The sequence below is a fragment of the Pseudomonas sp. B21-031 genome (genome assembly GCF_024748985.1).
GTDB lineage: Bacteria > Pseudomonadota > Gammaproteobacteria > Pseudomonadales > Pseudomonadaceae > Aquipseudomonas > Aquipseudomonas kermanshahensis.
This window is the reverse complement of record NZ_CP087181.1, coordinates 3,596,877-3,620,678: the sequence shown is the minus strand read 5'-3', so window position 1 is coordinate 3,620,678 and position 23,802 is coordinate 3,596,877. Positions and strand designations below refer to the sequence as shown.

Sequence of the window (23,802 nt, the reverse complement as noted above, 5' to 3'; positions counted from 1 at the left end):
ACCGTCGGGGGTAGCGGTTGTCGCAACAAGGTTAGCCCCCACGGGCTCGTGCTGCATACCCGTCGGCCGTCAGTTGATGGGCAAAGGGGACGGCTGGTACTCGGCGATCACCTGGTGCAGTACGCCATCATCTTTCAGCGGCAGCACCGCCTGGGCCAGCCGCTGGCCATCGAGGGTCAGGGTCAGTTCGGCATTAGCGCCGTTGCGTACTTCAATGCGATACGGGGTGCTGCCGAATCGGTAGTGCAGGGTGTACCCGGGCCAGTCCGCTGGCAGCAGCGGCTGAATCCGCAGGGTGTCCCCGCAGCGTTGCAGGCCCAGCAGGCTCTCTACGATCAGCCGGTACATCCAGCCAGCGGAGCCGGTGTACCAGCTCCAGCCCCCCCGCCCTGCGTGGGGGGCGACGGCGTAGACATCGGCGGCCATCACATAGGGCTCGACCTTGTACGTGTCGATCAACCCATTGCTGCCCTGGCGCACCGGGTTGATCAAGCGCAGCAGTTCCCAGGCCTTGGCAGCATCGCCCAGGCTGGCATAGGCCATGCTCGCCCAGATGGCCGCGTGGGTGTACTGCCCGCCATTTTCGCGCACGCCGGGCAGGTAGCCTTTGATGTAGCCGGGGTCGAGGTCGCCGTGGTCGAAGGGTGGGTCGAGCAGCTTGACGATGCCGATGTCGCGGCGCACCAGGTGTTTGTCCAGCGCGGCCATGGCGGCCCGTGCCCGTCCATGCGGGGCAACCCCGGACAGCACTGCCCAGCTCTGCGCCAGCGAGTCGATGCGGCACTCCTGGTTGCTGGCCGAACCAAGCACCTGGCCGTCGTCGAACCAGGCGCGGCGGTACCAGCCACCGTCCCAGGCATGCTGCTCCAGGTGCTCGGCAAGGGTGGCGGCCTGGCGGCTGCACTGCAGGGCGAAGGCGCTGTCGCCGTGGCTCAGGGCGACGCTGGCGAACGCCCGCAACACCTCGTGGCCGAAGAACCCCAGCCACACGCTTTCGCCCAGGCCTTGTTCACCGACGCGGTTCATGCCGTCGTTCCAGTCCCCGCTGCCCATCAACGGCAGGCCGTGAACCCCGTATTGCAGGGCATGCCCGAGGGCACGCTGGCAATGCTGGTAAAGGCTCTCGACCAGGTTCGCCTGGGAGGGCAGGTCGTAATAGGACTCTTCGCCGGCATTCAGCGCACGCCCTTGCAGGTACCCGACCGGCTCGTCCAGCACCGCGTGGTCGCCTGTCAGTGCCACATAGCGGCTGGTTGCCAGCGGCAGCCACAGCAAGTCGTCGGAGCAGCGGGTACGCACCCCGCGCTGCAGCGGTGGGTGCCACCAGTGCTGCACATCGCCTTCGGCATACTGGTGCGCAGCGCACGCCAGCAGGTGCTGGCGGGCCAGGGCTGGGGTGGCGTGGAGCATGGCCATGCTGTCTTGCAGTTGGTCGCGAAAACCGATGGCGCCGCCGGACTGGTAAAAGCCGCTGCGCGCCCAGAAGCGGCAGGCAATCACCTGGTACAGCAGCCAACCGTTGGCCAGCACATCCAGGGACGGCTCGGGGGTTTCGATCTGCACGCGGCCCAAGGTGTCGCGCCAGTAGGCCTGGACCTTCGCCAGGGCGTCCAGGGCCGCGCGCAGCCCTCGGTATTGCTGCACGCAGTGGCTGGCGGCCTCGGCGTTTGGCCCGGCACCCAGGCGGAAAACCACGTCGCGGCTTTCGCCTGCTTGCAGCAGGACGCTGACCTGCACGGCCGTGCATGGGTCCAGCCCGGCGCCTGTGCGCCCGGACAGCCGCGCCTGGCGCAGGCCTGCCGGGGCCTGATAGTCGCCATTGCGCCCGAGGAACTCGCTGCGGTCACAGGTAATGCCATACAAGGGCAGGTCGCAATCGACAAAGCTCACATGCCGGGCAAACGCCTCGGCATAGCGGTTACGGGCAAACACGGCGCCGCTGGCCGGGTCGATTTCAGTCACCACGTGCATGGCCGACTTGCTGCGCAGGTCGCCCAGCACCCACTCGACAAAGCAGGTCACCGACAACCGTCGCGCCTGCGTCGAGCGGTTATGCAGCTTGAGCCGACTGAACTTGATCGGCGCATCCAGCGCGACATACACCCACAGCTCGCTGTCCAGGCCGTCGTCGGCGTATTCGAAAACGCTGTAGCCAAAGCCATGCCGGGTGCGATAACGGCCAGGGCCTGGGCAAGGCATCGGGGTGGGCGACCAACACTGCCCGCTGTCTTCGTCACGCAGGTAAAGGGTTTCGCCGCTGGGGTCGCAAACCGGGTCGTTGTGCCAAGGGGTCAGGCGGTATTCGTGGGCGTTCTCGTACCAGGTATAGGCACTGCCGGCCTCTGACAACACGCTGCCAAATTGTGGGTTGGCCAGGACATTGACCCACGGCGCCGGGGGTGGCAGGCCATCAGCCTGGGCGATGAGGTACTCACGGCCATCGGCGCTGTAACCGCCGTAGCGGTTGCCCAGCACCCGCGCCGGTGCGTCTGCCAGCGAGCGGCTATCGGGTTTGCTCGGGGGGTAGGCCAAGGTCGCCTCGAACACGGCGGGGGCTGGCGGCGTGTGGCGGTGATGCAATTGCTCGGCCAGCGTGCCGTGGCTGTCGCTGAGCACCAGCCGCGCCACCGACAGGGTAAGGGTGCGGTCCTCTGCCGACAGTTGCTGCGCCGGGCGCACGAAGATCCCGCCGGGGCGATCGAGCAGCGCAGCCTCGCTGCCGGAGGTGACGATGCCCATGATCTGCTCCTGCAATTGCTGGCGGTAGCCGGCCTGGTCTTCGTTCCAGATCACCAGGTCCAGCGCCAAACCCTTCTGTCGCCAATAGGCATGGGCGAGCACCATTTGCTTGACCAGGTGCAGGTTGGCCGGGTCAGCAATCTGCACCAGCACGATCGGCAGGTCCCCCGACAGCCCCTGGCCCCACAGGCCCGACTGGCTACGCCGGTTGCGGGCCAGCAGGGCGCCGCTGGCCCGCAGCGCCGCGTTGGGGTAGAGCACCGACGCGGCCATCTGCTCGAACAGCCGGGCATCGTTGAGCGACCCATTCAGCTGTCGCAACTGCACCTGGCTGTGTGGCCAGGCCAGGTCGAACACCCGGTCGGCCAAGTGCCGATCGCGGTACCTGGCAATCTGCTGCAGGCAGGCGTCGCGGCTGTCGGTCACGCCGGTGACCAGGTCGACCGTGGCCTTCTGGCCAGGCGCCAGGCTGATGCGACAGCGAATTGCCACGATGGGGTCGAGCACTGCCCCGGCACTGTCGGACAAGGCCTCGGTGTGGCGGTCGAGTGCCGCCGGGGCCATCAGTGTGCGACCACGGCCGATGAAACGCGCACGGTCGGTTTCGTAAGACACCGCATCGATGTCGGCGCCATGCACGGCCAGCACATGGCACATCCACGGCACCGCGTCCTGCTGCGAGCGCGGCCGCCGGGTGCAGATGATGGCCTGCAGCGGGCGGACCAGTTCGGTCTGCACGAACAGCTTGCTGAATGCCGGGTGCAGGGCATCGCTGAGCGCCGGTGCCAGCACCACTTCGGCGTAGCTGGTCAGCTCCAGGGTGCGCGGCTGGTCACTGTGGTTGGTCAGGTGCAGGCGCCGCAGTTCGATGTCGTCTTCGGGGGACACGGCTATTTCGGTATGGCAGTCGAAGTCGTTTTCACGGATGCGGAACTCGGCGCGGCCATCGCTGAAAATAGCCTCCTGATTACTGCCGCGGTGCCGCGTGGGCTGGTAGGTGGTTGACCAGAATGCACCGCTGGCGACGTCCCGCAGGTAGCAGAAGCTGCCCAGGTCATCGCGGGTGGCGTCTTCGCGCCAACGGGTCACGGCCAAGCCATTGCGCTGGCTGTAGCCACTGCCGACATGGTTGACCATGACGTGGTAGCGGCCATTGGATAGCAGTTGCACGGCGGGGTGGCGCCGATTCGGTTCGCTGAACACCCGTAGCCGGGTTTCGCCTGCGTGGCCTGCCGCGTCCACGGCCGGTGCCTGCAGGGTATGCAGGTACGGCGCGGCGGTTTTCGGCACGCGTTCCTGTAACAGCAGCAGGCTGGCCTGGCATTGCGGGTCGGAGGTGAAGCGCCGTTGCATGGGTTTGTCCAGCAACAAGGAAGTCAGGGCCAGCAGGCTCATGCCCTGGTGATGAGCCATGAACGAGCGGATCACCACGGCGCTCTGGCCCGGGGGGAGCCGCGCCTCGCTGTAGTCAATGGCTTCGTACAGCCCGAAGCGGCCAGCCAGCCCCAGGGTGCTCAGGCGCTGCAAGTTACGGCAGGCGGCGCCCGGCGCTACCAACAGGGCCAGCGCACTGGCGTAGGGGGCGACCACGCGTTCTTCGCCCAGGCCGCGTTTGAGGCCCAGGCCGGGTACGCCAAACGCCCGATATTGGTAGTTCAGGTGAGCGTCCAGGGCGTTGTAGGCCGACTCAGAAACGCCCCATGGGATGCCCAGCAGGTTGCCGTGGTCGATCTGCCGTTCGACCGCGGCGCGGCAGGTCTGGTCGAGCAAGGTGCCTTCGTAGCTCGGCATCACCAGCAGCGGCATCAGGTATTCGAACATCGACCCCGACCACGACAGCAGCACCGGCACGCCGGCATTGCTGGTGAGTAGCCGGCCCAAGGCAAACCAGCTGGCCTGGGGGACTTGGCCCTGGGCGATGACCACGAAGTTGGTCAGGCGCATTTCCGAGGCCAGCAAGTCATAGAACGCGGTATCCAGGCGATGTTCATCGGCGTTGTAGCCGATCGCGAACAGGTCGCGCTGGGTGTCGTAGAGGAAGCTGAAGTCCATGCTGGCCATGGCGGCGATCCGCTGCGCCAGGCTGTGCGCTTGCTCGATGCGCTGGCAGGCTTGCGTGCGGACGGTGGCCACGGCCAGGCGTTCGTCGGCGGGCCAGTGGTCCGGCTCTAGCTGCGCAAGCTGGCGCCAGCTCAACGCTGCCTGCAGCGCCGGCGCATTGCCGGGTGGCAGTTGCAAGGCGTGCAGTTCGCCAGCCAGGTCCAGGCACTGCTGATGCAGGGCCTCCAGCCAGAACAGGCAATCATCGGCCTCAGTAGTGGGCGGGGCGTATTGCTTGATCAGCCCTTGTACTTGCTCGGCGAGCTGTTGCATCAACGAGGCAGGCAACGGGACCGGTTGCTCATGGGCTTGCCGCAGCTGTTTGCCCAGCGTTTCCAATGGTTCGCCAGCCCGGCCTGCGGTGGCGAACGTTTCGTGCAGGATATCGAGCGTGTCCAGCAGGCCCTGGCTCAGGCGGCGGTCAAGCACGGGGGTATCGGCCATCGCCAGCAGCCCGGGCTTCAGCGTCAGCAGCAGGGCCGCCAGGTTGCCGCTGTCCACCGCAGAAATGTACAGCGGGTGCAAGGGCGCGCGGGTCTGGGTGTCGTACCAGTTGTAGAAGTGCCCCTTGTAGCGCTCCAGGTGGTCCAGGCTGTCGAGCATCTGGGTCAGGCGCTGGAACAGGCGGCCGGCCGTCAGGTAACCAAAATCATGGGCCGCCAGGTGCGAGAGCAGGGCCATGCCGATGTTGGTCGGCGACGTGCGGTGGGCGATGTTGGGGAAGGGCGGCTCCTGCAGGTTGTCGGGCGGCAGCCAGTTGTCGGCTGGGCCTACATGGCGGTCGAAGAAGGCCCAATTGCGCCTGGCCAGCCGGTGCAGAAAGCGCAGGTCCTGGGCCTGCGGTGCAAACACGCTGCGCCCGCGTGTGCGGCTCAGCCACCAGGCCAGGGCCGGGCCAAGCAGCCACAGCGCAAGCATGGGCGACGCCAGCAGCAGGACACTGGGCTGCTGCGCCAAGGCGCCCGTCAGCAGCAGCACCAGGGCGGGCTGTACCCATTGCTCGCGATACACCGCTTGCAGGGTATCGGCACTGTTGCGTTCATCCTCCCGCGAAGGGTTCCACTGCAGCAGCCGGCGTTTGCTCACGGTCAGCCGCCACAGCGTGCGCGCGATGGCATCCAGGCTGTAGCGGGTTTCGAACGGCAACCAGGCCAGCGACAACCCGGCCCGCACGAAGTAGATGCCCGAGGTGTGTAGGGCGGCAAGCAGGTGCTCGGCCAGCGGCACATCGGTGGTTTTGCGCACCAGTTCGAGCAGCGTGTCCAGCAGTGGGCGGGTCAGCAGCAGGCCCAGCAGCGCGACGGTCCACAGCAGCGGCGTGGTGCTGGCCAACCAGCCCCACAGCAATGCCGTCAGCAGCGCGGCCGGCTCCAGGCTGCGGCGCAGGTTGTCGAAGATCTTCCACCGCGACAGCGCGCTCAGCGGGCGCTGCGCCTGGCCTTCGACGCCGGTGCGCAACCACGGCACCAGCCACGGCAGCAGTTGCCAATCGCCGCGTATCCAGCGGTGGCGGCGCTTTACATCGGCGCTGTAACGCGCCGGATACGCCTCGAACAACTGCACGTCACTGAGCAGGCCGGCATGGGCGTAGCAGCCTTCGATCAGGTCGTGGCTGAGTACACGGTTGTCGGCAAAGCGCCCCTCCAGGGCCCGCTCGAAGGCATCCACGGCGTAGATGCCCTTGCCAATGAAGGAGCCACTGAGGAACAGGTCCTGGTACACGTCCGACACCGCCAGGGTGTAAGGGTCCACCCCGGCATCGCTGCCGAACAGGCGCGCATAGGGGGAGCGCGACACGCTGGGCAGGCTGATGCCGACCCGTGGTTGCAGGATCGCGTAGCCTGATTGGATTCGGCCGCTGTCGGCATCGAAGCAGGCGCGGTTCAAGGGGTGCTGCATGGCACCGACGAACTTCTGCGCCACATCGCGTGGTAACTGGGTGTCGGTGTCCAGGGTGATGACGTAGCGTACCCGATCGAGTGTGCGCAGGTCGCCGACGATGCGCATGAAGTGCTCGGCCCCGCGTCCGCGCAGCAGGGCATTGAGCGCTGCGAGCTTGCCGCGCTTGCGCTCGTGGCCCATCCAGCATCGTTCGGTGGGGTTCCACAGCCGCGGCCGGTGCAACAGGAAGAAGCGCTCACCGTATTTTGTGTTCAGTGCACCAATACCGTCACTGGCGAGGTCGAGCAGGGCGGTGTCTTCGGCGCGGGTTTGTGTGGGGGCGTCCATGAAGTCGCTCAACAGCGCGAAATGCAGGTGGTCATCACGGTTGGCCAGGTAGCGCACCTCAAGGCCTTCGACCAGCTCTTCGACGTCGTCCGCGTTGCCCAGCAGGCTGGGCACCACGACCAGGGTGCGGGCCTCGACGGGAATCCCCGCGGCGTAGTCCAGCCGTGGCAGAAACGCAGGCTTCACGGTCAGGGTCACCAGCCAGTTGACCAGGCCGATGGCAAGCCGGCTGGTGGTCAGCAGCACGGGAAGGGCCATGGCTGCCACTGCCCAGGCAGGCCAGCCCTCAGCAGCGATGCCCGCGACGAAGCCCCAGGCCAGCAGGCACGAGAGCAGCGCCGACGGCACCAGATAGAACGCCAACGGTGCCCGGTGCAACAGGCGCTGCCAGCGCTCGGCAAGCGCCACCCGCGCCCCCAGGCGCTGTTCCAGCAACGCCAGGCCAGCGCCTGCCAGGTAATAGCCGACATGGGCTGCCTGTGGGTGCGACGTCGCGCTTGCGGCACGCGCCAGTTCGATGGCGGTGTGTGCCACCTGTTCTTCACTGAAGGCGCTGTGCCGCGCCAGCCGTTCGACGATGTGCCGATAGTGATCACGGCTGGCGAAGTCCATGGCGGCGTACACGGCGGCGGGGTCTAGGCCGAGTACTTGCTCGACATGGCTTAGGTGTTCGACGAACAGCCGCCAGTCTACGGTCGACAGCAGCCGCAGGCTGCCGATGCTGTTGCTGATGGAGACCTGGTCGATGGCCTGTTGTTGCGCATTGAGCTGCACCTGGCGCTCGATGCTCATTGCCGACTCGCCCAGCAGTTGCTCGATCCAGGCCAGTGGCTGGGTCAACGCGCTGCTGTGGCCCTGCAGCCGCCTGGCCAGCTCGGCGACGAAGGCAGCGGTCATTGGTGGCTCCGAGCGGGCCATGTCGGCCACCACCAGCACCACGCTTTTGGCATCGCGTTCGGCGGTTTCGCTGAGGGTGTCGGCCCAGCCATTGGCCAGGTCGCGGTCCGCCCCGTTGGCCATGACCCGGGCGGCCACACGGCGCAGGTTCTCGATCAGCGCCAGCCTCAGCATGATCGGGATCGCCCAGAGCTCGCCCAGGGTCAGCGTGGCGGTTTGCTGATAGGCCTCGACGAAGTGGCTCAGGCTCTCGACGTCGACCCGGCCATCGCCGTGGCAGATGGTTTCCAGTGCAATGTCATAGACCCGCGGCAAGCCGCTAGAGGCGCCATTGTCCAGCCGGGGCAGCTGCAGGCTGTAATCGCTGGGCAGGTGGCGTTTGGCGATGCGGATATGGCTTTCGACCAGGTAGAAGTTGTCGAGCAGCCACTGCGCGGCAGGCAGCGTCGGGCGTGAGTCGGGCAGGGCGGCGGCGAGGGCGGTACAGCTTGCGTAGAGCATGCGTTCGTTATCGGCCAGGCGGTCGAGCAGCGAATCGTCGGCAGGCAACTGGCTCAAGCGGTGCTGGCTGGCGAGCCAGGTGCCGTGCTCGGCCAGTTGCTTGGCGCTGTACAGCTCCGAGCGCAGCAGGCTTTCGTAGGTGAACGCGTGCCGTGGCGCGCGCCAACGCCGGGCACGGTTGGCCAGGCGTTGCACGTAGCTGAGTGCGCGAAGCCAAGGGTTGTCCATGGGTGTCGGGTGCCGTGAGCTGACCGGTAGATAAGCAGTGTGCGTGGGGCAGGCAGGCTGGGTCTGTACGGTAGCGAACAGACCCGCCCGGGTAGAGGGCACATGCTGCTCCTGCCTCCCGTTGAACCTGTTCCGCCATAGGAGTTTGCCCCGTGCTTTCCCTCGCCCTGATGCCCCCTTTACCGGCGCCGATGTACAAGCCGACCGTGTCGCCCCAGCAGATGCTGGGCATGGTCTGCCATGACCTGCGTACACCGCTGCAGGCCGTGAGCATGGCTGCAGAGTTGCTGTCGCGTCGCCAGCACACTGCCGATACGCTCAAGCTCCTGGGCACCATCAGCGACTCGGTGGCGCGGGCCCAGCGGCTGGTGGCGGACCTTCTGGATTACACGTTGCTGCAAGAAGGGCGAGGCATCGCCCTGCATCCTGTGCTGTGCGACCTGTCAGAGGCCGTTGCAAGGTGCGTGGAAGAGCTGCGCCTGACCTGCCCCGACTACCCCTTGATTCACCTGCACTTGGGCGAGCGCAGTGCCCTGTTCGACAAGGACCGCCTCCATCAAGCCGTCGGCAACCTGGTCGCCAATGCCGTCGCCTATGGCGAGCGCGGTGCGCCCATACAAGTGACATCGCGCAGCTACGGGCGTGCAGCCACGGTCAGCGTACACAATTGGGGTATACCCATCCCTGCCGAGCTGCTTGGGCGCCTGTTCGAGCCGCTGGTACGCGGCCAGCAACGGGCTGCAAAGGCTGGCAGCATCGGGCTGGGGCTGTTTATTGTCAGGCAGATAGCCCTGGCGCATGCCGGTGGTGTTTCGGTCACATCGACCGAGCAGGCGGGTACTACCTTCTGCATCACCCTGGCGATGCCGACACCGCAGTGATCACATGACCTGCCCTTTGTAGGAGCAGCCTTGTGCTGCGAAGAGGCCGGAGACAGCACCGTTGATCTTCGTAATGTTCGCTGGCCTCTTCGCAGCGCAAGGCTGCTCCTACCGGGTAATGTGCGGCCTTTGCCTGCCTGGTCAGGCGCCTGGCAGGGGCGCGCGGCGGGCCTGGGGGGCGGCCCATAGCAGTTGTGCTACACCAATGGCGCGCTCTTCGAAACCGCCCTGGCAATAACACAGGTAGAACTCCCACAGGCGCTGGAAGGTTTCGTCGTAGCCCAACTCCATCAACGCGTTGCGCGCATGGCGCAGGTTGTCGCGCCAATGGCGCAAGGTGCGCGCATAGTCGGTGCCGAAGTCCTCCAGGTGCACCAGGTTCAGCGCCGTATGACGGCTGGCGGTGTCGAGCAGGACGCTTAGCGAGGGCAGGGCGCCGCCGGGGAAGATGTAGCGCTGGATGAAGTCCACCGAACGCCGGGCCTTTTCGTAGCGCTGGTCACGAATGGTGATGGCTTGCAACAGCATCAGGCCGTCGTCCTTGAGCAGCGCGGCGCATTGGCGAAAGTACAGGGGCAGGTAACGATGGCCGACGGCTTCGATCATTTCGATCGACACCAGCTTGTCGAAGCGCCCTTGCAAGTCGCGGTAGTCCTCGCGCAGTACCGTGATGCGTTGCTCCAGGCCTGCCGCCTGCACACGTTGCAGCGTGTGCGCGTACTGCGCCTCGGAAAGCGTCGTGGTGGTTACGCGGCAGCCGAAGCGGGTAGCGGCATGGATGGCCAGGCTGCCCCAGCCGCTGCCGATTTCCAACAGGTGGTCGTGGGGCTTGAGCTCAAGCTTCTGGCAGATGCTCTCCAGCTTGTTCAACTGGGCGTGCTCCAGGGTCTGCTCGGGGCTGTCGAACTGCGCCGCGGAATACATCAGGGTAGGGTCGAGCAACCGTTCGAACAGCGCATTGCCCAGGTCGTAGTGGGCCAGGATGTTGCGCCGCGCACCGCGTCGGCTGTTGCGGTTAAGGCGATGCAGCAGGCGCAGGGCCGGGCGGCCGAAGCGCGCCAGGCCACCTTCGAGGGCATCCAGCACGTCCAGGTTGGCCACGAACAGACGGGTTACCGCCGCCAGGTCGGGGGTGCGCCAGTAGCCATGGATATAAGCCTCCCCAGCGCCGATCGAACCGTTGCCGGCGATCAGGCTCCAGGCGGCGTCATCGACGATCTCGACTTCGGCATACAGCGCGCTGCCGGCGTCACCGAAGTTCCAGTGCTGGTCATTGCAGATCAAACGCAGGCAGCCTTGGCTCAAGCGCCGCAATTGCGCCAGCACGGCCATCCGGGCCAGGCTGCCAAGCACCGGCGTCAGGCCGGCCGACTTGCTAACGCTCAGTGTGGGGTCGGACATGATCAGGTTCCTTACAGGCGTGGCCAAGGCTCAGGTCGCCCTGGCTGGCGGTGTGGTTATAGACGGGGGTGCGCTTGAGCAGCAGGCGCAGGGCCTGCCAGTAGATGGCAGACACTGTGCGCAGGCTCATCCACGGGAAGCTCAGGATGTAGCGGTGCAAGGCGGGCCGGTCCAGCGGTTCGCGGCGCAGCGCCAGGTGGGCTTCGAATACCTTGTGCCCCTCGCGCCAGTTCGCCATGTGCACGTGCACGCGCTGGCCGTCGAGCACGAAGCGCAGGCGGTAGTCCATGTCCAGCGGCATGAATGGCGACACATGAAACGCCTTGGCCAGGCTAAATGAGTTGGGCTGGCCGTCTTGCACCGGCAGCACGTAGTGGTGGCGCTGCCGCCAAGGTGTATTGCGGACCTCCAGCAGTATCGCCACCAGGTGGCCGTCGCGGTCATGGCAGAAGTAGACGCTCACCGGGTTGAACGACAGCCCCCAGCAGCGCAGTTGCGTGAGCAGGTGCACCGCGCCTTCGGGGGGGTGGCCGGTTGCTTGGCCGACCAGCTGGCGGGCGGCCTGGGCCAACGGTATGCCGCGCGCGGTCAGTGCGGGGAGGTAGTCGGTTTCCCGCCAGCACAAGGGTGCCAGCCGCGAGCGCGCGAGCCAGCGCGACAGGCCGCGCCAGTGTGATTGCTCGTCCAGGTCTAGGTAGAACATGCCGACCCGGTAGCGGAATGCATGGTGTCGCGGGGTCAGCCGCCGATGGCTGACCCAGCCATGACACAGGCTGCTGTTCACAAGCGCTCTCCGAAGTATTCTGCCACTTTCAACGCGCTGAGCACGCCGTCTTCATGGAAGCCGTTGCCCCAGTAGGCACCGCAGTAGTAACTGTGCTGGCGGCCCTGCAATTCGCCTTGGCGGGCCTGTGCAGCCAAGGCCGCGAGGCTGTACTGCGGGTGGCTGTAGCTGAAGCGAGCGAGCACCTGCGCCGGGTCGATCTGTGCGGTCTGGTTGAGGCTCACGCAGAAGGTGACCGGGGCGTCGATGCCCTGCAGGATGTTCATGTTGTAGGTGAGTGCCGCAGGTGCCTGCTCGGCGCCGCCCAGCCGATAGTTCCAGCTGGCCCAGGCTTTACGCCGACGCGGTAGCAGGCGAGTGTCGGTGTGCAGCACCACATCGTTGCTGGCGTAGGTGAGGGTACCCAGCACCGCGCGCTCGTCCGCACTGGGTGTTGCCAGCAGGGCCAGGGCCTGGTCGCTGTGGCAGGCGAACACCACCTTGTCGAAGCGCTCGGTACCGGCAGCGCTGATCACAGTCACGCCGTCGGGGTCACGGATCACCCGGGCCACAGGGCAGTTGCGTCGGATACGCTCGGCAAAGGGTTGGCACAACGGTGCCACGTAGCTGCGCGAGCCACCTTCGATCACCCGCCATTGCGGGCGCTGGTTGACCGACAGCAAACCGTGGTTGCGACAAAAACGCACGAAAAACTGCAGCGGAAAGCCCAGCATGTCGGCGCGTGACATCGACCAGATCGCCGAGCCCATGGGCACGATGTAGTGGTTGATGAAGCGCCGCCCATAGCCGTGTGTGCGCAGGTAGCTGCCCAGCGTGGTGTCCTCTTCGATGCGCCGGTTGTCCAGGTCGGCCAGGGCTTGGCGATTGAAGCGCAGGATGTCGCGCAGCATGCCCCAGAACGCAGGTGACAACAGGTTGCGCCGTTGGGCGAACAAGGTGTCGAGGTTATGGCCGTTGTACTCCAGGCCACTGGCGGGGTCATGCACCGCAAAGCTCATCTGGGTCGGCCGCGAAGCCACCCCCAGGTGTTCGAGCAGGCGAATGAAATGCGGGTAAGTCCAGTCGTTGAAGACGATGAACCCCGTGTCTAGCGCATACTGCTGGCCGCCCCAGTTCACGTCGACCGTGTGGGTGTGGCCACCCACCCAGTCAGCCGCCTCGAACACCGTCAGCGCATGCTGGCGTGCGAGCAAGTGGGCACAGGTGAGGCCAGCGATACCGCTGCCGATGATTGCGATGCGCATGGCGTGCTATTCCCGTGGGTTTCGTGCCAGGCGTTGGCCTAGCTGCAGACGCCAGCGCACCGGCAATGCACCGAGCAGGCGCAACACCCAGGTGAAAGCGCCGGGGAAGTTGATTTCCAGCGGGCGTTTGGCCAGGCGCGCGACGATGTGCCCGGCGGCGCGCTCGGCGCTCCAGCGCTGTGGCATGGGGAAGTCGTTGCGCTGGGTCAAGGGCGTGTCGACGAAGCCAGGGCTGACGAGGGTGACATCAATGCCCTCGCGGACCAGGTCCATGCGCAGCGACTCCACCAGGTAACGCAAGGCCGCCTTGGACGCGCCATAGGCGCCGGCACGGGGCAGGGCCAGCCAGCTCACCGAGCTGCCAACCACCACCAGGTGCGGGCGCTGGCCACGGCGCAGCAAGGGCAGGGCAGCGGCAAGGCAGTGGCTGGTGCCGATCAGGTTGGTGCGCATCACCCGTTCGACCAGCGCCGGGTCGAAGTGCCCCGGTTCCAGGTATTCGCAGGTGCCCGCGTTGAGGATCACCAGGTCGAGTGCGCCCCAGGCGTGCTCGATCTGCTCGGCAACTTTGGCGACCTGGCCCGGTTCGTCGTTATCGCCGATGACCAGCATGGCCTGCTGCGCAAACCGCGCCGCCAACGGCGCCAGGCGCTCGGCCTGGCGGCCACCCAAGGCCACCTGGTGCCCCTGCTCCAGCAAGCGCAGGGCCAGCGCCGCGCCGATGCCACTGCTGGCACCGGTCACCCAGCAGCGGCTCATGCCAGCCTGCCTTTGAGCCAGCGGACCGCGCTGCCCATGACCGGGACGTGCTCGTAAAGCAGGGCACCGGCGTCGAAGTAATCCTGATGAAAATGGACCCGCTCGTGCCACCGCAAGTGGCTGCAGCCTTGCAGGCTGATCAGCGCGCCATTGCCCAGGCGAGGGTGGCGAAAGTGCAAGGTCCAGCGCAGGTAGCCGTGGCCCGGCTGCACTTCGTCGTAACCCTCGAAGGTGTAGCGAACCTCCTGCACGTTCGCGTACAGCTGCGCGAAGTACCCCCGCAGCGCAGGCAAGCCGTTGAGCTGGTGCAGGGGGTCGCGAAAGGTCACGTCCTCGCTGTACAGGTCGCCGAGCATGTCGAGGGTGTGCGCATCGAGGCTGGCAAAGCGTTCGGCGAAGGTTTGCAGGTAGCTGTGCATTCACTTTCCTGTACAAAAAAGTTTTCTTGTACAGGTATAGTTTAGCTTTCGCCGCAAAGCTATACAGGATGATTTTTTTGTACAGTTTTTACCCGGTGGCTGCCAAACGGTGGCCTTATTCCGGCGCCTGCGCCCCGGCAATATGCCGCCCGGCCACGTAACCGAACGTCAGCGCCGGGCCCAGGTTGATGCCGCCTGAGGGGTACCAGCCGCCAAACACACTGGCCATGTCGGTGCCGGCGGCATAAAGCCCACCAATCGGCTGGCCTTGCTCATCCAGTACCCGTGCATGGCCATCGGTGCGCAAACCGGCAAAGGTGCCAAAGCAACCGGGCTGAACCTTCACAGCATAGAACGGCCCTTGTTCGATCGGCGCCACGCACGGGTTCGGCCCGCTGTACGCCGGGTCACCCTGCTTGCGGTTGAATGGCGTGGAGCCGCGGCCAAAGGCCGGGTCCTGGCCATGGCGCGCATGGCTGTTGTACTCCGCGACGGTGGCACTCAAGCCGACAGGGTCGATGCCGCAGGCGCGGGCCAATTGTTCGAGGCTGGCACCGCGCTTGAGGTAGCCACTGCGCAGGTGCGGCCATACCGGCAACGGTGCAGGTCGGGCGTGACCGAGGCCGTAACGCCGCAGGAAGCGGTGGTCGCAGATCAGCCAGGAGCAGGCTTCCTCGCCCGGCGGGACCGCCTCGAGCATGGCTGACACATAGTCGTAGTAGCCGTGCGCCTCGTTGACGAAGCGCTTACCGCTGGCCAACACGCCAATAACGCCGGGCTTGCCGCGTTCGATGATGTGTGGGAAGTGGCCGACGCTGCCGTCGCGGTGCGGCACTTTGGAGACCGGTGCCCAGGCCACTGCAGATTTCAGGTCGGTGGCCACCACACCGCCTGCCGATTCGCCAAGGCGCAGGCCATCGCCCGAGCAGGACTGCGGGGGCAGGGCGAGGTTGTCATAGCCACTGGCATCACGCGCAAACAGCTGCCGGCGCCGCGCACTGTCGTTGGGGAAGCCCCCGGCGGCGAGCACCACGGCTTTCGCCCGGACGGTAAGGTCACCCTGTGGTGTGCCTATCACGGCGCCGCGCACTTGGCCGTGCTCAATCAACAGGCGCTTGGCCGGGGCAGATTCCAGCAGCCGCACGCCCAGGTCTTCGGCCGATTTGGCCAGTCGCGCCACCAGGGCCACGCCGTTGACCAGGTGCATGGCCCGACCATGGCGGGCGAGGTGGTACAGGTGGCGGCCAAAGCGCTTGCACACATGCAAGAAGGCCCGAGGCGAGCGGGTCATGTTGAGGAAGGCGGCCAGGTCAGGGCCGGCCATGATCGGCATGCCCATGAACGAGGTCTCGCGCAGGGTCTTGCGCAGGCGGGGCAACAGCGCGCCTACCTCGCGGGCATCATAGGGCGCGGCGATCACCTGATGCCCACCGGTGGCGGCGCCGGGTGTGTCGCCATGCATGTCGGGGATGGCGTTGCCGTCGACAAACTGCAGCGCAGTGTGTTTCTCGAAAAAGGCGACCATGTGTGGGCAGGCCTCGAGGAAGGCGTCAACCCGTTCTGCATCGTAATGTGTGCCCAATTCGTTACGCAGGTAAGTGCGGGGCTGTTCGATGTCTTCGACGATGCCGGCGCGGCGGGCCAGCGGGTTGCGGGGTACCCAGGCCCAGCCACCGGACCAGGCCGTGGCACCGCCGAATACCGGCGCCTTCTCTACCAGCATCACGCGCTGCCCATGCCAGGCTGCCGTTACCGCTGCGGCCAGGCCGGCGGCGCCTGAGCCAATGACCAGAACGTCGTATTCGGCTTGCAAGGTGTCGGTAGGCATCGCAGGGTCTCCGGTATTATTATTGGAACGTGATTCCATATTCTTCATGGGTGATGGTGCTGCATGCAAGGGAGGCCGTGCAGAACTGGTCGATAACCGGACACTTCAACGCACGCCTACTGCGCCGATGGTCGTGGCTGTGGAATCATCTTCCAGAATTCATCCATTTTTCAGGGACCTTAGCCATGGCTGGTAGTCAGATCGAACGCGCCTTCAGTCTTGTAGAAAGCCTGACCGGCGAGCCTGAGGGCCTTGCCCTGCAGACCTTGGCCGAGCGCCTGGAGATCCCCAAGAGCGCCACCCACCGCATGCTGGCCGAGCTGATCCGTCTGGGCTACGTGCGGCAGAACCGCGACAACAGCCGCTATCAGCTGTCTGCCAAGCTGGTGGCAATGGGCTTTCGCTACCTGTCCAGCAGTGGCGCCGACATCATTCAGCCGATTCTCGATCGCCTGGCTCAGGACAGCGGCGAGCTGGTGCGTCTGGGCGTGATCGAAGGCAGCCGCCAGACCTGGATCGCCAAGTCCCAGGGCGCACGCTCCGGCTTGCGCTACGACCCCGACATGGGCCGCGATGCCCCGCTGTTCTACACCGCCTCTGGGCATGCCTGGCTGGCCAGTCTGAGCGACGACGAGGCGCTACAGATGGTCTTGCGCCAAGGCATCGCCGACCCGGCACAGTTCGGCCCGAATGCACCGCGTTCCACGGATGAACTGCTGGGCTACCTACAGCGTGCGCGGGAGCGTGGCTATGCCTGGGTCGAGCAGACCTCGGCGGTGGGCACGTCGGCGCTGGCCGCCGTGGTGCGGCGCCCACGCACTGACGAGGTGATCGGTGTGCTGAGCATTGCCGGCCCTAGTGCCCGGCTGGCGCAAGTGCGCCTGCCTGAACTGGCTAGCCTTTTATTGGCGGCAGTGGGCGAACTGTCGGCGGCCAGCCAGGCTAGCGAACTGTTTGCCTGAAGCGCCGCCTGTTCATTAGTGGTCGATAACCGCACAGTCTGTGCAGGCGGTGCTTCTGTAAAGCGGACCCGAGTTCTAAATTGTCGGATATGAATTCTGGAACACTGTTCCGTAATTCATGGCCGACAACAATGACAAGAGGACAGTCCGTTGAATGCACCGCTTCGTATCGCCTTGATTGGCGCCGGTATCATGGGCCGCCAGCACTACCAGCACCTTCTCCAGCTGCCGCAAGCGCAGTTGTGCGCGGTGGCAGACCCCGGCCCGCAGGCTGAGGCTTTCGCCGCCGAATGCGGGGTGGCCTATTACGCCGATCACCGCCAGATGCTGGCCAGCGTCAAACCTGAGGCCGTGATCGTCGCCAACCCGAACAACCTGCATGTGGCCACCGCGCTCGATTGCATCGAAGCCGGTGTGCCGGTGCTGGTGGAAAAGCCAGTGGGTGTGCACCTGGATGAAGTCCGTGCGTTGGTCGAAGCGTCCAAGCGCTGGGGTGTGCCTGTGCTGGTCGGTCACCATCGTCGGCACAACCCGCTGATCGCCAACGCGCGCGGCCTGATCGCCGAAGGTGCGCTGGGCAGGCTGATTAATGTCACTGCGCTGTGGCAGTTGCAGAAGCCCGACAGCTATTTCGACACCCCCTGGCGGCGCGAGCCGGGCGCCGGTTTTTTGCTGACCAACCTGATCCACGACCTCGACCTGCTGCGCTACTTGTGCGGCGAGGTCGTGCAGGTGCAGGCGTTCACCCGCAACGATGTGCGTGGGTATGCCAATGAAGACAGCGCCGCCGTGCTGCTGCAGTTCGCCAACGGGGCGCTGGGCAGCCTGACGGGTTCCGACGCGGTGGCTGCACCCTGGAGCTGGGAGTTGACGTCCGGCGAGAGCCCGATCTACCCGCGTCAGGATGGCCAGCCCTGCTACCTGCTGGCCGGCAGCCACGGCGCACTGAGCATTCCGCAGCTTAAGCGCTGGCAGTACGGCGAAGCAGGCTCCGGCTGGCACACACCCTTGCTGCAAAGTGGCGCCGAAACGCCGGCAGGTGAAGCGTTGACCTTGCAATTGCAGCATTTCATTCGCGTCGCCCGCGGTGAAGAGGCCCCCTTGACCGACGCTGCAGACGGCGGCCGCACGCTGGCCCTGGTCGAGGCGATACGCCAGGCAGCCGAAAGCGGCCGGGCCTGCGCCCCCGAGACGATCGCCTGACGCGAGCCCCCTTCACACCTTTAATTGCCTTCAGGTAACGAACATGACTGACCGTATTTTTTCCCTTGCCGCGCTGACGGTGCTCGAGCTTTCGCCGCCGGCCATGGTGGAGGCCGCTGCCCGTGCCGGCTATAGCCACGTGGGCCTGCGTTTGGTGCCGGCTACCGCAGAGGAGCAGCACTTCCCGCTGGCGGTCGACGCTGACCTGCGCCGACAGACCCAGGCGCGCCTGCGCGACACCGGCATCAAGGTACTCGACCTGGAAATCCTGCGCCTCAAGCCTGAAACCTGTGTTGCCGATTTCGAAGCCATTCTGGCGGTGGGTGCCGAGCTGGGCGGGACCGAACTGCTGGTGGCCGGTAACGACCCGGACGAGGCACGCCTCACAGAGCGCTTTGCCGAATTGTGCGACCTGGCGGCGGGCTATGGTATCCATCCGCACCTGGAGTTCATGCCCTGGACCGACGTTCGCGACCTGCGCCAGGCCATGCGTGTGGTTGCCAACGCTGACCGGGCAAACGGCTGCGTTCTGGTGGACGCCTTCCATTTCAACCGCTCCGCTTCCTCACTTGACGACCTGGCCCACCTGGCACCGCAGCGCATGCGCTATGCCCAGCTGTGCGACGTGGCCGGCCCGGTGCCGGACGACATGGACGAGATTCTGCGCCAGGCCCGCAACGAACGGCGCTTCCCAGGTGATGGCGATGCTGATTTGATCGGCCTGTTGCGTGGCTTGCCGGCCACCGTACCGCTGAGCCTGGAGATTCCGACCCGGCAGTTACTGGAGCAGGGCGTGAGTGGCGAGCAGCGTGCGCGGATGGCGCTGGAGAAAGCCAAGGCGGTATTGGCGCGGGTTTGAACTTCAAGGGCCGCTGTGCAGGCGCAGAGAACAAAGATCCAAAGCGAGTGCCCAATCCTGTGGGAGCCGGCTTGCCGGCGATGCAGGCGCCGCGGTGTATGGCACCGGCTTCGCCGGTGTTCGCTGGCAAGCCAGCTCCCACAGGTCCCTGCTAAATCAATCAGGTATGTGTTGTTTTGTGAGAGGTAACCCAGCCCTTTGGGCTGCGTGCCGCGAAGAGAACAAAGATCGAAAACGAGTCCTCAATCCTGTGGGAGCCGGCTTGCCGGCGATGCAGGCGCCGCGGTGTATGGCACCGGCTTCGCCGGTGTTCGCTGGCAAGCCAGCTCCCACAGGTCCCTGCTAAATCAATCAGGTATGTGTTGTTTTGTGAGAGGTAACCCAGCCCTTTGGGCTGCGTGCCGCGAAGAGAACAAAGATCGAAAACGAGTCCTCAATCCTGTGGGAGCCGGCTTGCCGGCGATGCAGGCGCCGCGGTGTATGGCACCGGCTTCGCCGGTGTTCGCTGGCAAGCCAGCTCCCACAGGTCCCTGCTAAATCAATCAGGTATGTGTTGTTTTGTGAGAGGTAACCTAGCCCTTTGGGCTGCGTGCCGCGAAGAGAACAAAGATCGAAAGCGAGTGCCCAATCCTGTGGGAGCCGGCTTGCCGGCGATGCAGGCGCCGCGGTGTATGGCACCGGCTTCGCCGGTGTTCGCTGGCAAGCCAGCTCCCACAGGTCCCTGCTAAATCAATCAGGTATGTGTTGTTTTGTGAGAGGTAACCCAGCCCTTTGGGCTGCGTGCCGCGAAGAGAACAAAGATCGAAAGCGAGTGCCCAATCCTGTGGGAGCCGGCTTGCCGGCGATGCAGGCGCCGCGGTGTATGGCACCGGCTTCGCCGGTGTTCGCTGGCAAACCAGCTCCCACAGGTCCCTGCTAAATCAATCAGGTATGTGTTGTTTTGTGAGAGGTAACCCAGCCCTTTGGGCTGCGTGCCGCGAAGAGAACAAAGATCGAAAACGAGTCCTCAATCCTGTGGGAGCCGGCTTGCCGGCGATGCAGGCGCCGCGGTGTATGGCACCGGCTTCGCCGGTGTTCGCTGGCAAGCCAGCTCCCACAGGTCCCTGCTAAATCAATCAGGTATGTGTTGTTTTGTGAGAGGTAACCCAGCCCTTTGGGCTGCGTGCCGCGAAGAGAACAAAGATCGAAAACGAGTCCTCAATCCTGTGGGAGCCGGCTTGCTGGCGATGCAGGCGCCGCGGTGTATGGCACCGGCTTCGCCGGTGTTCGCTGGCAAGCCAGCTCCCACAGGTCCCTGCTAAATCATTCAGGTATGTGTTGTTCTGTGAGAGGTAACTCAGCCATTTGGGTTGCGTGCCGGGAAGAGAACAAAGATCGAAAGCGAGTCCCCAATCCTGTGGGTGCGGGTTTACCGGCGATGCAGGCGCCGCGGTGTATGGCACCGGCTTCGCCGGTGTTCGCGGGCAAGCCAGGGGCTGCAAAGCAGCGCATGACAGTGAACCTCAAGGCCGGTCCAATTTAGGCACAGGTCCAATGGCCTGTCTGCAGGCAAAAAAAGAGGCTCCGAAGAGCCCCATAGAGGAAACCTGGTTAGCCCTTAAGCGGCCTCAATCCCACGCGGCGCCATGAAGTACATCCACACCAGTGCAATGAAGTACATCACCGGAATCATGGTGAACAGCACCGCATAATTGTTGTGGGTGACCGTCAGCACGCTGCCGACGATCTGTGTCATGAACATGCCGCCGATGGCCGCGCACATGCTGCCGAAGCCGAACACCGTGCTCACCAGATGCTTGGGCGTGTAGTCCATGACCAGGCTCCAGATGTTTGCGGTCCAGGCCTGGTGTGCGCCGACCGCCACGGCGATGGCAAGCACCGCGACCCACAGGCCACTGGCGTGGGCAGCGAAGACCACGCTGACGATGGTGCAGGCAAAGATCAACATCGAGATCAACCGGGCTCGGGTGGCGCGTACGCCGCGGCCGATCAGCCAGGACGACAGAATGCCGCCGCCGATGCTGCCGAAGTCTGCGGTCAGCCAGATCAGGATCAACGGGATGCCCATCTGGGTGACGCTGATGCCCAGGTCGTACTGCTGGTTAAGAAACGGCGGCAGCCAGTACAGGTAAAACCAGAACACCGGCGCCGTGATCGAGTAGGCCACGGCAAAGGCCCAGGTGCCGCGCTGGCGCAGGATGCGGCTGAACGGCACGGGTTTGGCTTCGGGCTCCACGTCTTGCTGGATATAGTCCAGCTCGCTCTGGCGAACGTGCGGGTGCGCCTCAGGGTTGAAATACTTCAAACCCCACAACACCACCCAGACCAGGCCGAGGCTACCCATGGCGATGAACGCGGCCTGCCAGCCCCAAGCAGCGAGAATCAGTGGCAGCAGCGCCGGGGTGACCATGGCGCCGACGTTGGTGCCGGCGTTGAACAGGCCGGTGGCGATGGCGCGCTCGCCGGCGGGGAACCACAAGCGCGTGGTCTTTACACACGCCGGGTAGTTGGCCGCCTCGGTCAGGCCCAGAATGAAGCGGCAGACCATGAACCCCGCTGCCGAGGTCGCCAGGCCATGGGCGCCTGTGGCCAGGCTCCACAGCAATACGGCGCCGAAGAAGGCGTGTTTTACCCCGACTTTGTCGATCAGCCGGCCCTGCAGCACAAAGCCGATGGCATAGCCGACCTGGAACCAGAAGTTGATGTTGGCGTAGTCCATCGCCGTCCAGCCCATGTCCTTGGCGAGGACGGGCTGCATGATGCCGAGGGCGGCACGGTCGATGTAGTTCAGGGTGGTGGCGAAGAACACCAGGGCAAGCATGCCCCAGCGGGTCTTGCCGACGGCGAAGGCGCCGCGCACCTTGTCGCCGATGGATCCATGGGCGAGGCGGGGGCTGGCAGTGTCGAACTTGGAAGGGGTCATGTGAAGTCGTTTCTTGAAATTGTTTTGAACGGCAATGCGTCTGGAACGCGGTTTTGCCCAGGGCAAGGCTGGGCGTGCAAGGTCATTTATGGTGAGCAGTGAAGGGGGGAGCGTCAATTCAAAGATGGGGCTACTGTTCGATGATCGAACAAAAGTGACGCGGCGTCTTCTGGCGGATTGCACAGTGCCATGCCAGCCAGGTAACCGAAGGTCATCCCTGGGCCCAGGGTGATACCGCCGCTGGGGTAGTGTCCGCCCATGATGCTGTGCATGTCGTTGCCGACCGCGAACAGGCCGGGTATCGGGCGCTGCAGGCTGTCCAGCACCTGTGCCGAAGCATCCGTGTGCAGGCCGGCGAAGGTGCCGAGGCTGCCCGGCAGCAGTTTTACCGCATGAAAGGGGCCCTGCAGCAGCGGCCGCAGCGACGGATTGGGCACGTGCAAGGGGTCGCCCTGCGCACGGTTATACAGCGATGCGCCACGCTGGAAGTCCGGATCCGTGCCCTGCGCCGCATGGTGGTTGAAAAGTGCCACGGTGCGCTGCAGTTGCGTTGCGTCGATCCCGCAGCGTGCGGCCAGTTGCGCCAGGGTAGTGCCGCTGAACAGGTAGCCACGGCGCTCATAGAAGCCAGCAGGGAAGGGGAACGGCTTGGCCCAGCCAATGCCGTAGCGACGTTGCGCGGCGTGGTCACAGATCAACCAGGCCTCGGGCGCCTCATCGGGTGGCGTGGAGGTGAACAGCGCATTCATGAAAGCATGGTAGCTGTCGGCCTCGTTGACGAACCGTCGACCGTCTCGGCGTACGGCAATGAAGCCCGGCTTTGCGCGGTCTATCAGGTGCGGGAAGTGGCCGAGGCTGCCGTCGCTTCGCGGCACCAGTGAGACCGGCGCCCAGGCCCCGGCGTGGGCCGCCGTGGTGGCGACCTGTGCGCCGACTTGTTCGCCCAGGCGCAGGCCGTCGCCACTGTTCTGTGGCGGCGCTGCGCAGTAGTGGCGATCGCCTTCGGGCGCATGGGGCATCAGCTGGGCGATGCGCTGGCGGTCATGGGGGAACCCGCCGCAGGCCAGCACGACACCACGTCGCGTATGGATCACCTGGCCATCGCTGAACTGCACGCCCGTGATACGCCCATCCCTCAGCAAGCCTGTGGCCTGCCGGTCATGCAACAGCGTCACGCCCAGGTCGAGGGCACTGCGCAACAGGCGCGCCACCAGCGCGTTGCCGTTGACCAACTGCAGGCCGCGACGGTGCAGCAGCAAGTCGCGCCCATGGCGCAGCAGGCGTTTGCCGACGTGCCAGGCCGCCTTGGGTGAGCGGCTGGCGTTGAAGAAGGCGGCCATGTCTGCGCCACCGGCGATGCCCATGCCGGCCAGGCTGACGATATCCAGGGGCGGCCGTAGCCGGTGGATCCAGTGCCCAAGCAGGCGCCCGTCGAACGGCTGCGCACACAGGGACCGCCCGCCACGCGCACTGCCATCCCCCTCGTGCATGTCGGGCATTTTAGTGCCGGACTGGAACTGCACGGCGGTATGGTGCTGGAAGAACGCCACCATCTCCGGTCCATGGCGCAAAAACGCCTGCTGGCGTGGGTCCAGTTCGGCGACGTGGGTCTGTGCACGCAGGTAGCGTTCTGGCGCATCGTCGGCTTCGACGAGGCCTTCGGCGATCGCTAGCGGGTTGCGGGGTATCCATAACCAGCCCCCCGACCAGGCGCTGGTGCCACCGAACTGGCTGGCCTTTTCTGCGATGATCACCTTCAGGCCGTGATGGGCGGCGGTTACTGCGGCAGCCAGGCCAGAGGCGCCGGAGCCGAGGACAAGTACGTCACATTCCAGGGGTTGCATG

At 65.3% G+C, this 23,802-nt stretch carries 13 protein-coding genes; 4 read left to right on the top strand and 9 right to left on the bottom strand.

The features are described 5' to 3' along the window. Nucleotides 1–69 precede the first annotated feature (69 nt). Nucleotides 70–8,694: a GH36-type glycosyl hydrolase domain-containing protein gene (locus LOY53_RS15890; RefSeq protein ID WP_258702953.1), complete on the bottom strand. Its 8,625-nt coding sequence runs from the start codon at nt 8,692–8,694 to the stop codon at nt 70–72. 152 nt (nt 8,695–8,846) lie between these two features. On the opposite strand from LOY53_RS15890, the gene LOY53_RS15885 reads away from it, so the two are divergent. Then, a complete protein-coding gene (locus LOY53_RS15885) occupies nt 8,847–9,575 on the top strand; it encodes a sensor histidine kinase KdpD (protein ID WP_252824791.1) in 729 nt (242 codons plus the stop codon). Between the two features lie 141 nt (nt 9,576–9,716). Here the strand turns inward: LOY53_RS15885 and LOY53_RS15880 are convergent, their stop codons facing one another. The 6 genes from LOY53_RS15880 to LOY53_RS15855 all read right to left on the bottom strand — a co-directional run bounded on the left by LOY53_RS15880 (nt 9,717) and on the right by LOY53_RS15855 (nt 16,010). After that, nucleotides 9,717–10,976, bottom strand: coding sequence for a cyclopropane-fatty-acyl-phospholipid synthase family protein (locus LOY53_RS15880; protein ID WP_252824789.1), 1,260 nt, complete (start codon nt 10,974–10,976; stop codon nt 9,717–9,719). Then, nucleotides 10,951–11,760 carry a DUF1365 domain-containing protein gene (locus LOY53_RS15875; protein WP_258702952.1) on the bottom strand — a complete coding sequence of 270 codons (810 nt, stop codon included), beginning with the start codon at nt 11,758–11,760 and terminating at the stop codon, nt 10,951–10,953. Before LOY53_RS15875 ends, LOY53_RS15880 begins: the two co-directional genes overlap by 26 nt. Then, nucleotides 11,757–13,004, bottom strand: coding sequence for an NAD(P)/FAD-dependent oxidoreductase (locus LOY53_RS15870; RefSeq protein ID WP_252824785.1), 1,248 nt, complete (start codon nt 13,002–13,004; stop codon nt 11,757–11,759). Before LOY53_RS15870 ends, LOY53_RS15875 begins: the two co-directional genes overlap by 4 nt. Nucleotides 13,005–13,010: 6 nt before the next feature. After that, nucleotides 13,011–13,763, bottom strand: a complete 753-nt coding sequence (locus LOY53_RS15865) for an SDR family NAD(P)-dependent oxidoreductase (RefSeq protein ID WP_258702951.1) — start codon at nt 13,761–13,763, stop codon at nt 13,011–13,013. Beyond that, complete coding sequence (locus LOY53_RS15860) at nt 13,760–14,182, bottom strand: nuclear transport factor 2 family protein (protein ID WP_252824782.1); 423 nt, start codon at nt 14,180–14,182, stop codon at nt 13,760–13,762. The genes LOY53_RS15865 and LOY53_RS15860 overlap by 4 nt, the downstream gene beginning before the upstream one ends. Before the next feature lie 115 nt (nt 14,183–14,297). Then, on the bottom strand, nt 14,298–16,010 hold the full coding sequence (locus tag LOY53_RS15855) for an FAD-dependent oxidoreductase (protein ID WP_258702950.1): 1,713 nt from the start codon (nt 16,008–16,010) through the stop codon (nt 14,298–14,300). A 185-nt stretch (nt 16,011–16,195) separates the two neighbouring features. Here LOY53_RS15855 and LOY53_RS15850 point away from each other — a divergent pair, with 185 nt between their 5' ends. From LOY53_RS15850 to LOY53_RS15840, 3 genes are all read left to right on the top strand, one after another. Beyond that, nucleotides 16,196–16,972 (top strand): IclR family transcriptional regulator, encoded by a 777-nt coding sequence (locus LOY53_RS15850; protein ID WP_252824778.1) that lies wholly within the window; start codon nt 16,196–16,198, stop codon nt 16,970–16,972. Between the two features lie 150 nt (nt 16,973–17,122). Next, nucleotides 17,123–18,175 carry a Gfo/Idh/MocA family protein gene (locus tag LOY53_RS15845; RefSeq protein ID WP_258702949.1) on the top strand — a complete coding sequence of 351 codons (1,053 nt, stop codon included), beginning with the start codon at nt 17,123–17,125 and terminating at the stop codon, nt 18,173–18,175. A gap of 43 nt (nt 18,176–18,218) precedes the next feature. Continuing rightward, nucleotides 18,219–19,034, top strand: a complete 816-nt coding sequence (locus tag LOY53_RS15840) for a sugar phosphate isomerase/epimerase (RefSeq protein ID WP_252824775.1) — start codon at nt 18,219–18,221, stop codon at nt 19,032–19,034. A gap of 1,597 nt (nt 19,035–20,631) precedes the next feature. Here LOY53_RS15840 and LOY53_RS15835 read toward each other — a convergent pair. Continuing rightward, nucleotides 20,632–21,957: an MFS transporter gene (locus LOY53_RS15835; RefSeq protein WP_252824773.1), complete on the bottom strand. Its 1,326-nt coding sequence runs from the start codon at nt 21,955–21,957 to the stop codon at nt 20,632–20,634. Nucleotides 21,958–22,070: 113 nt separating this feature from the next. Beyond that, nucleotides 22,071–23,801 carry an FAD-dependent oxidoreductase gene (locus tag LOY53_RS15830; protein WP_252824771.1) on the bottom strand — a complete coding sequence of 577 codons (1,731 nt, stop codon included), beginning with the start codon at nt 23,799–23,801 and terminating at the stop codon, nt 22,071–22,073. Between the last annotated feature and the right edge of the window lies 1 nt (nt 23,802).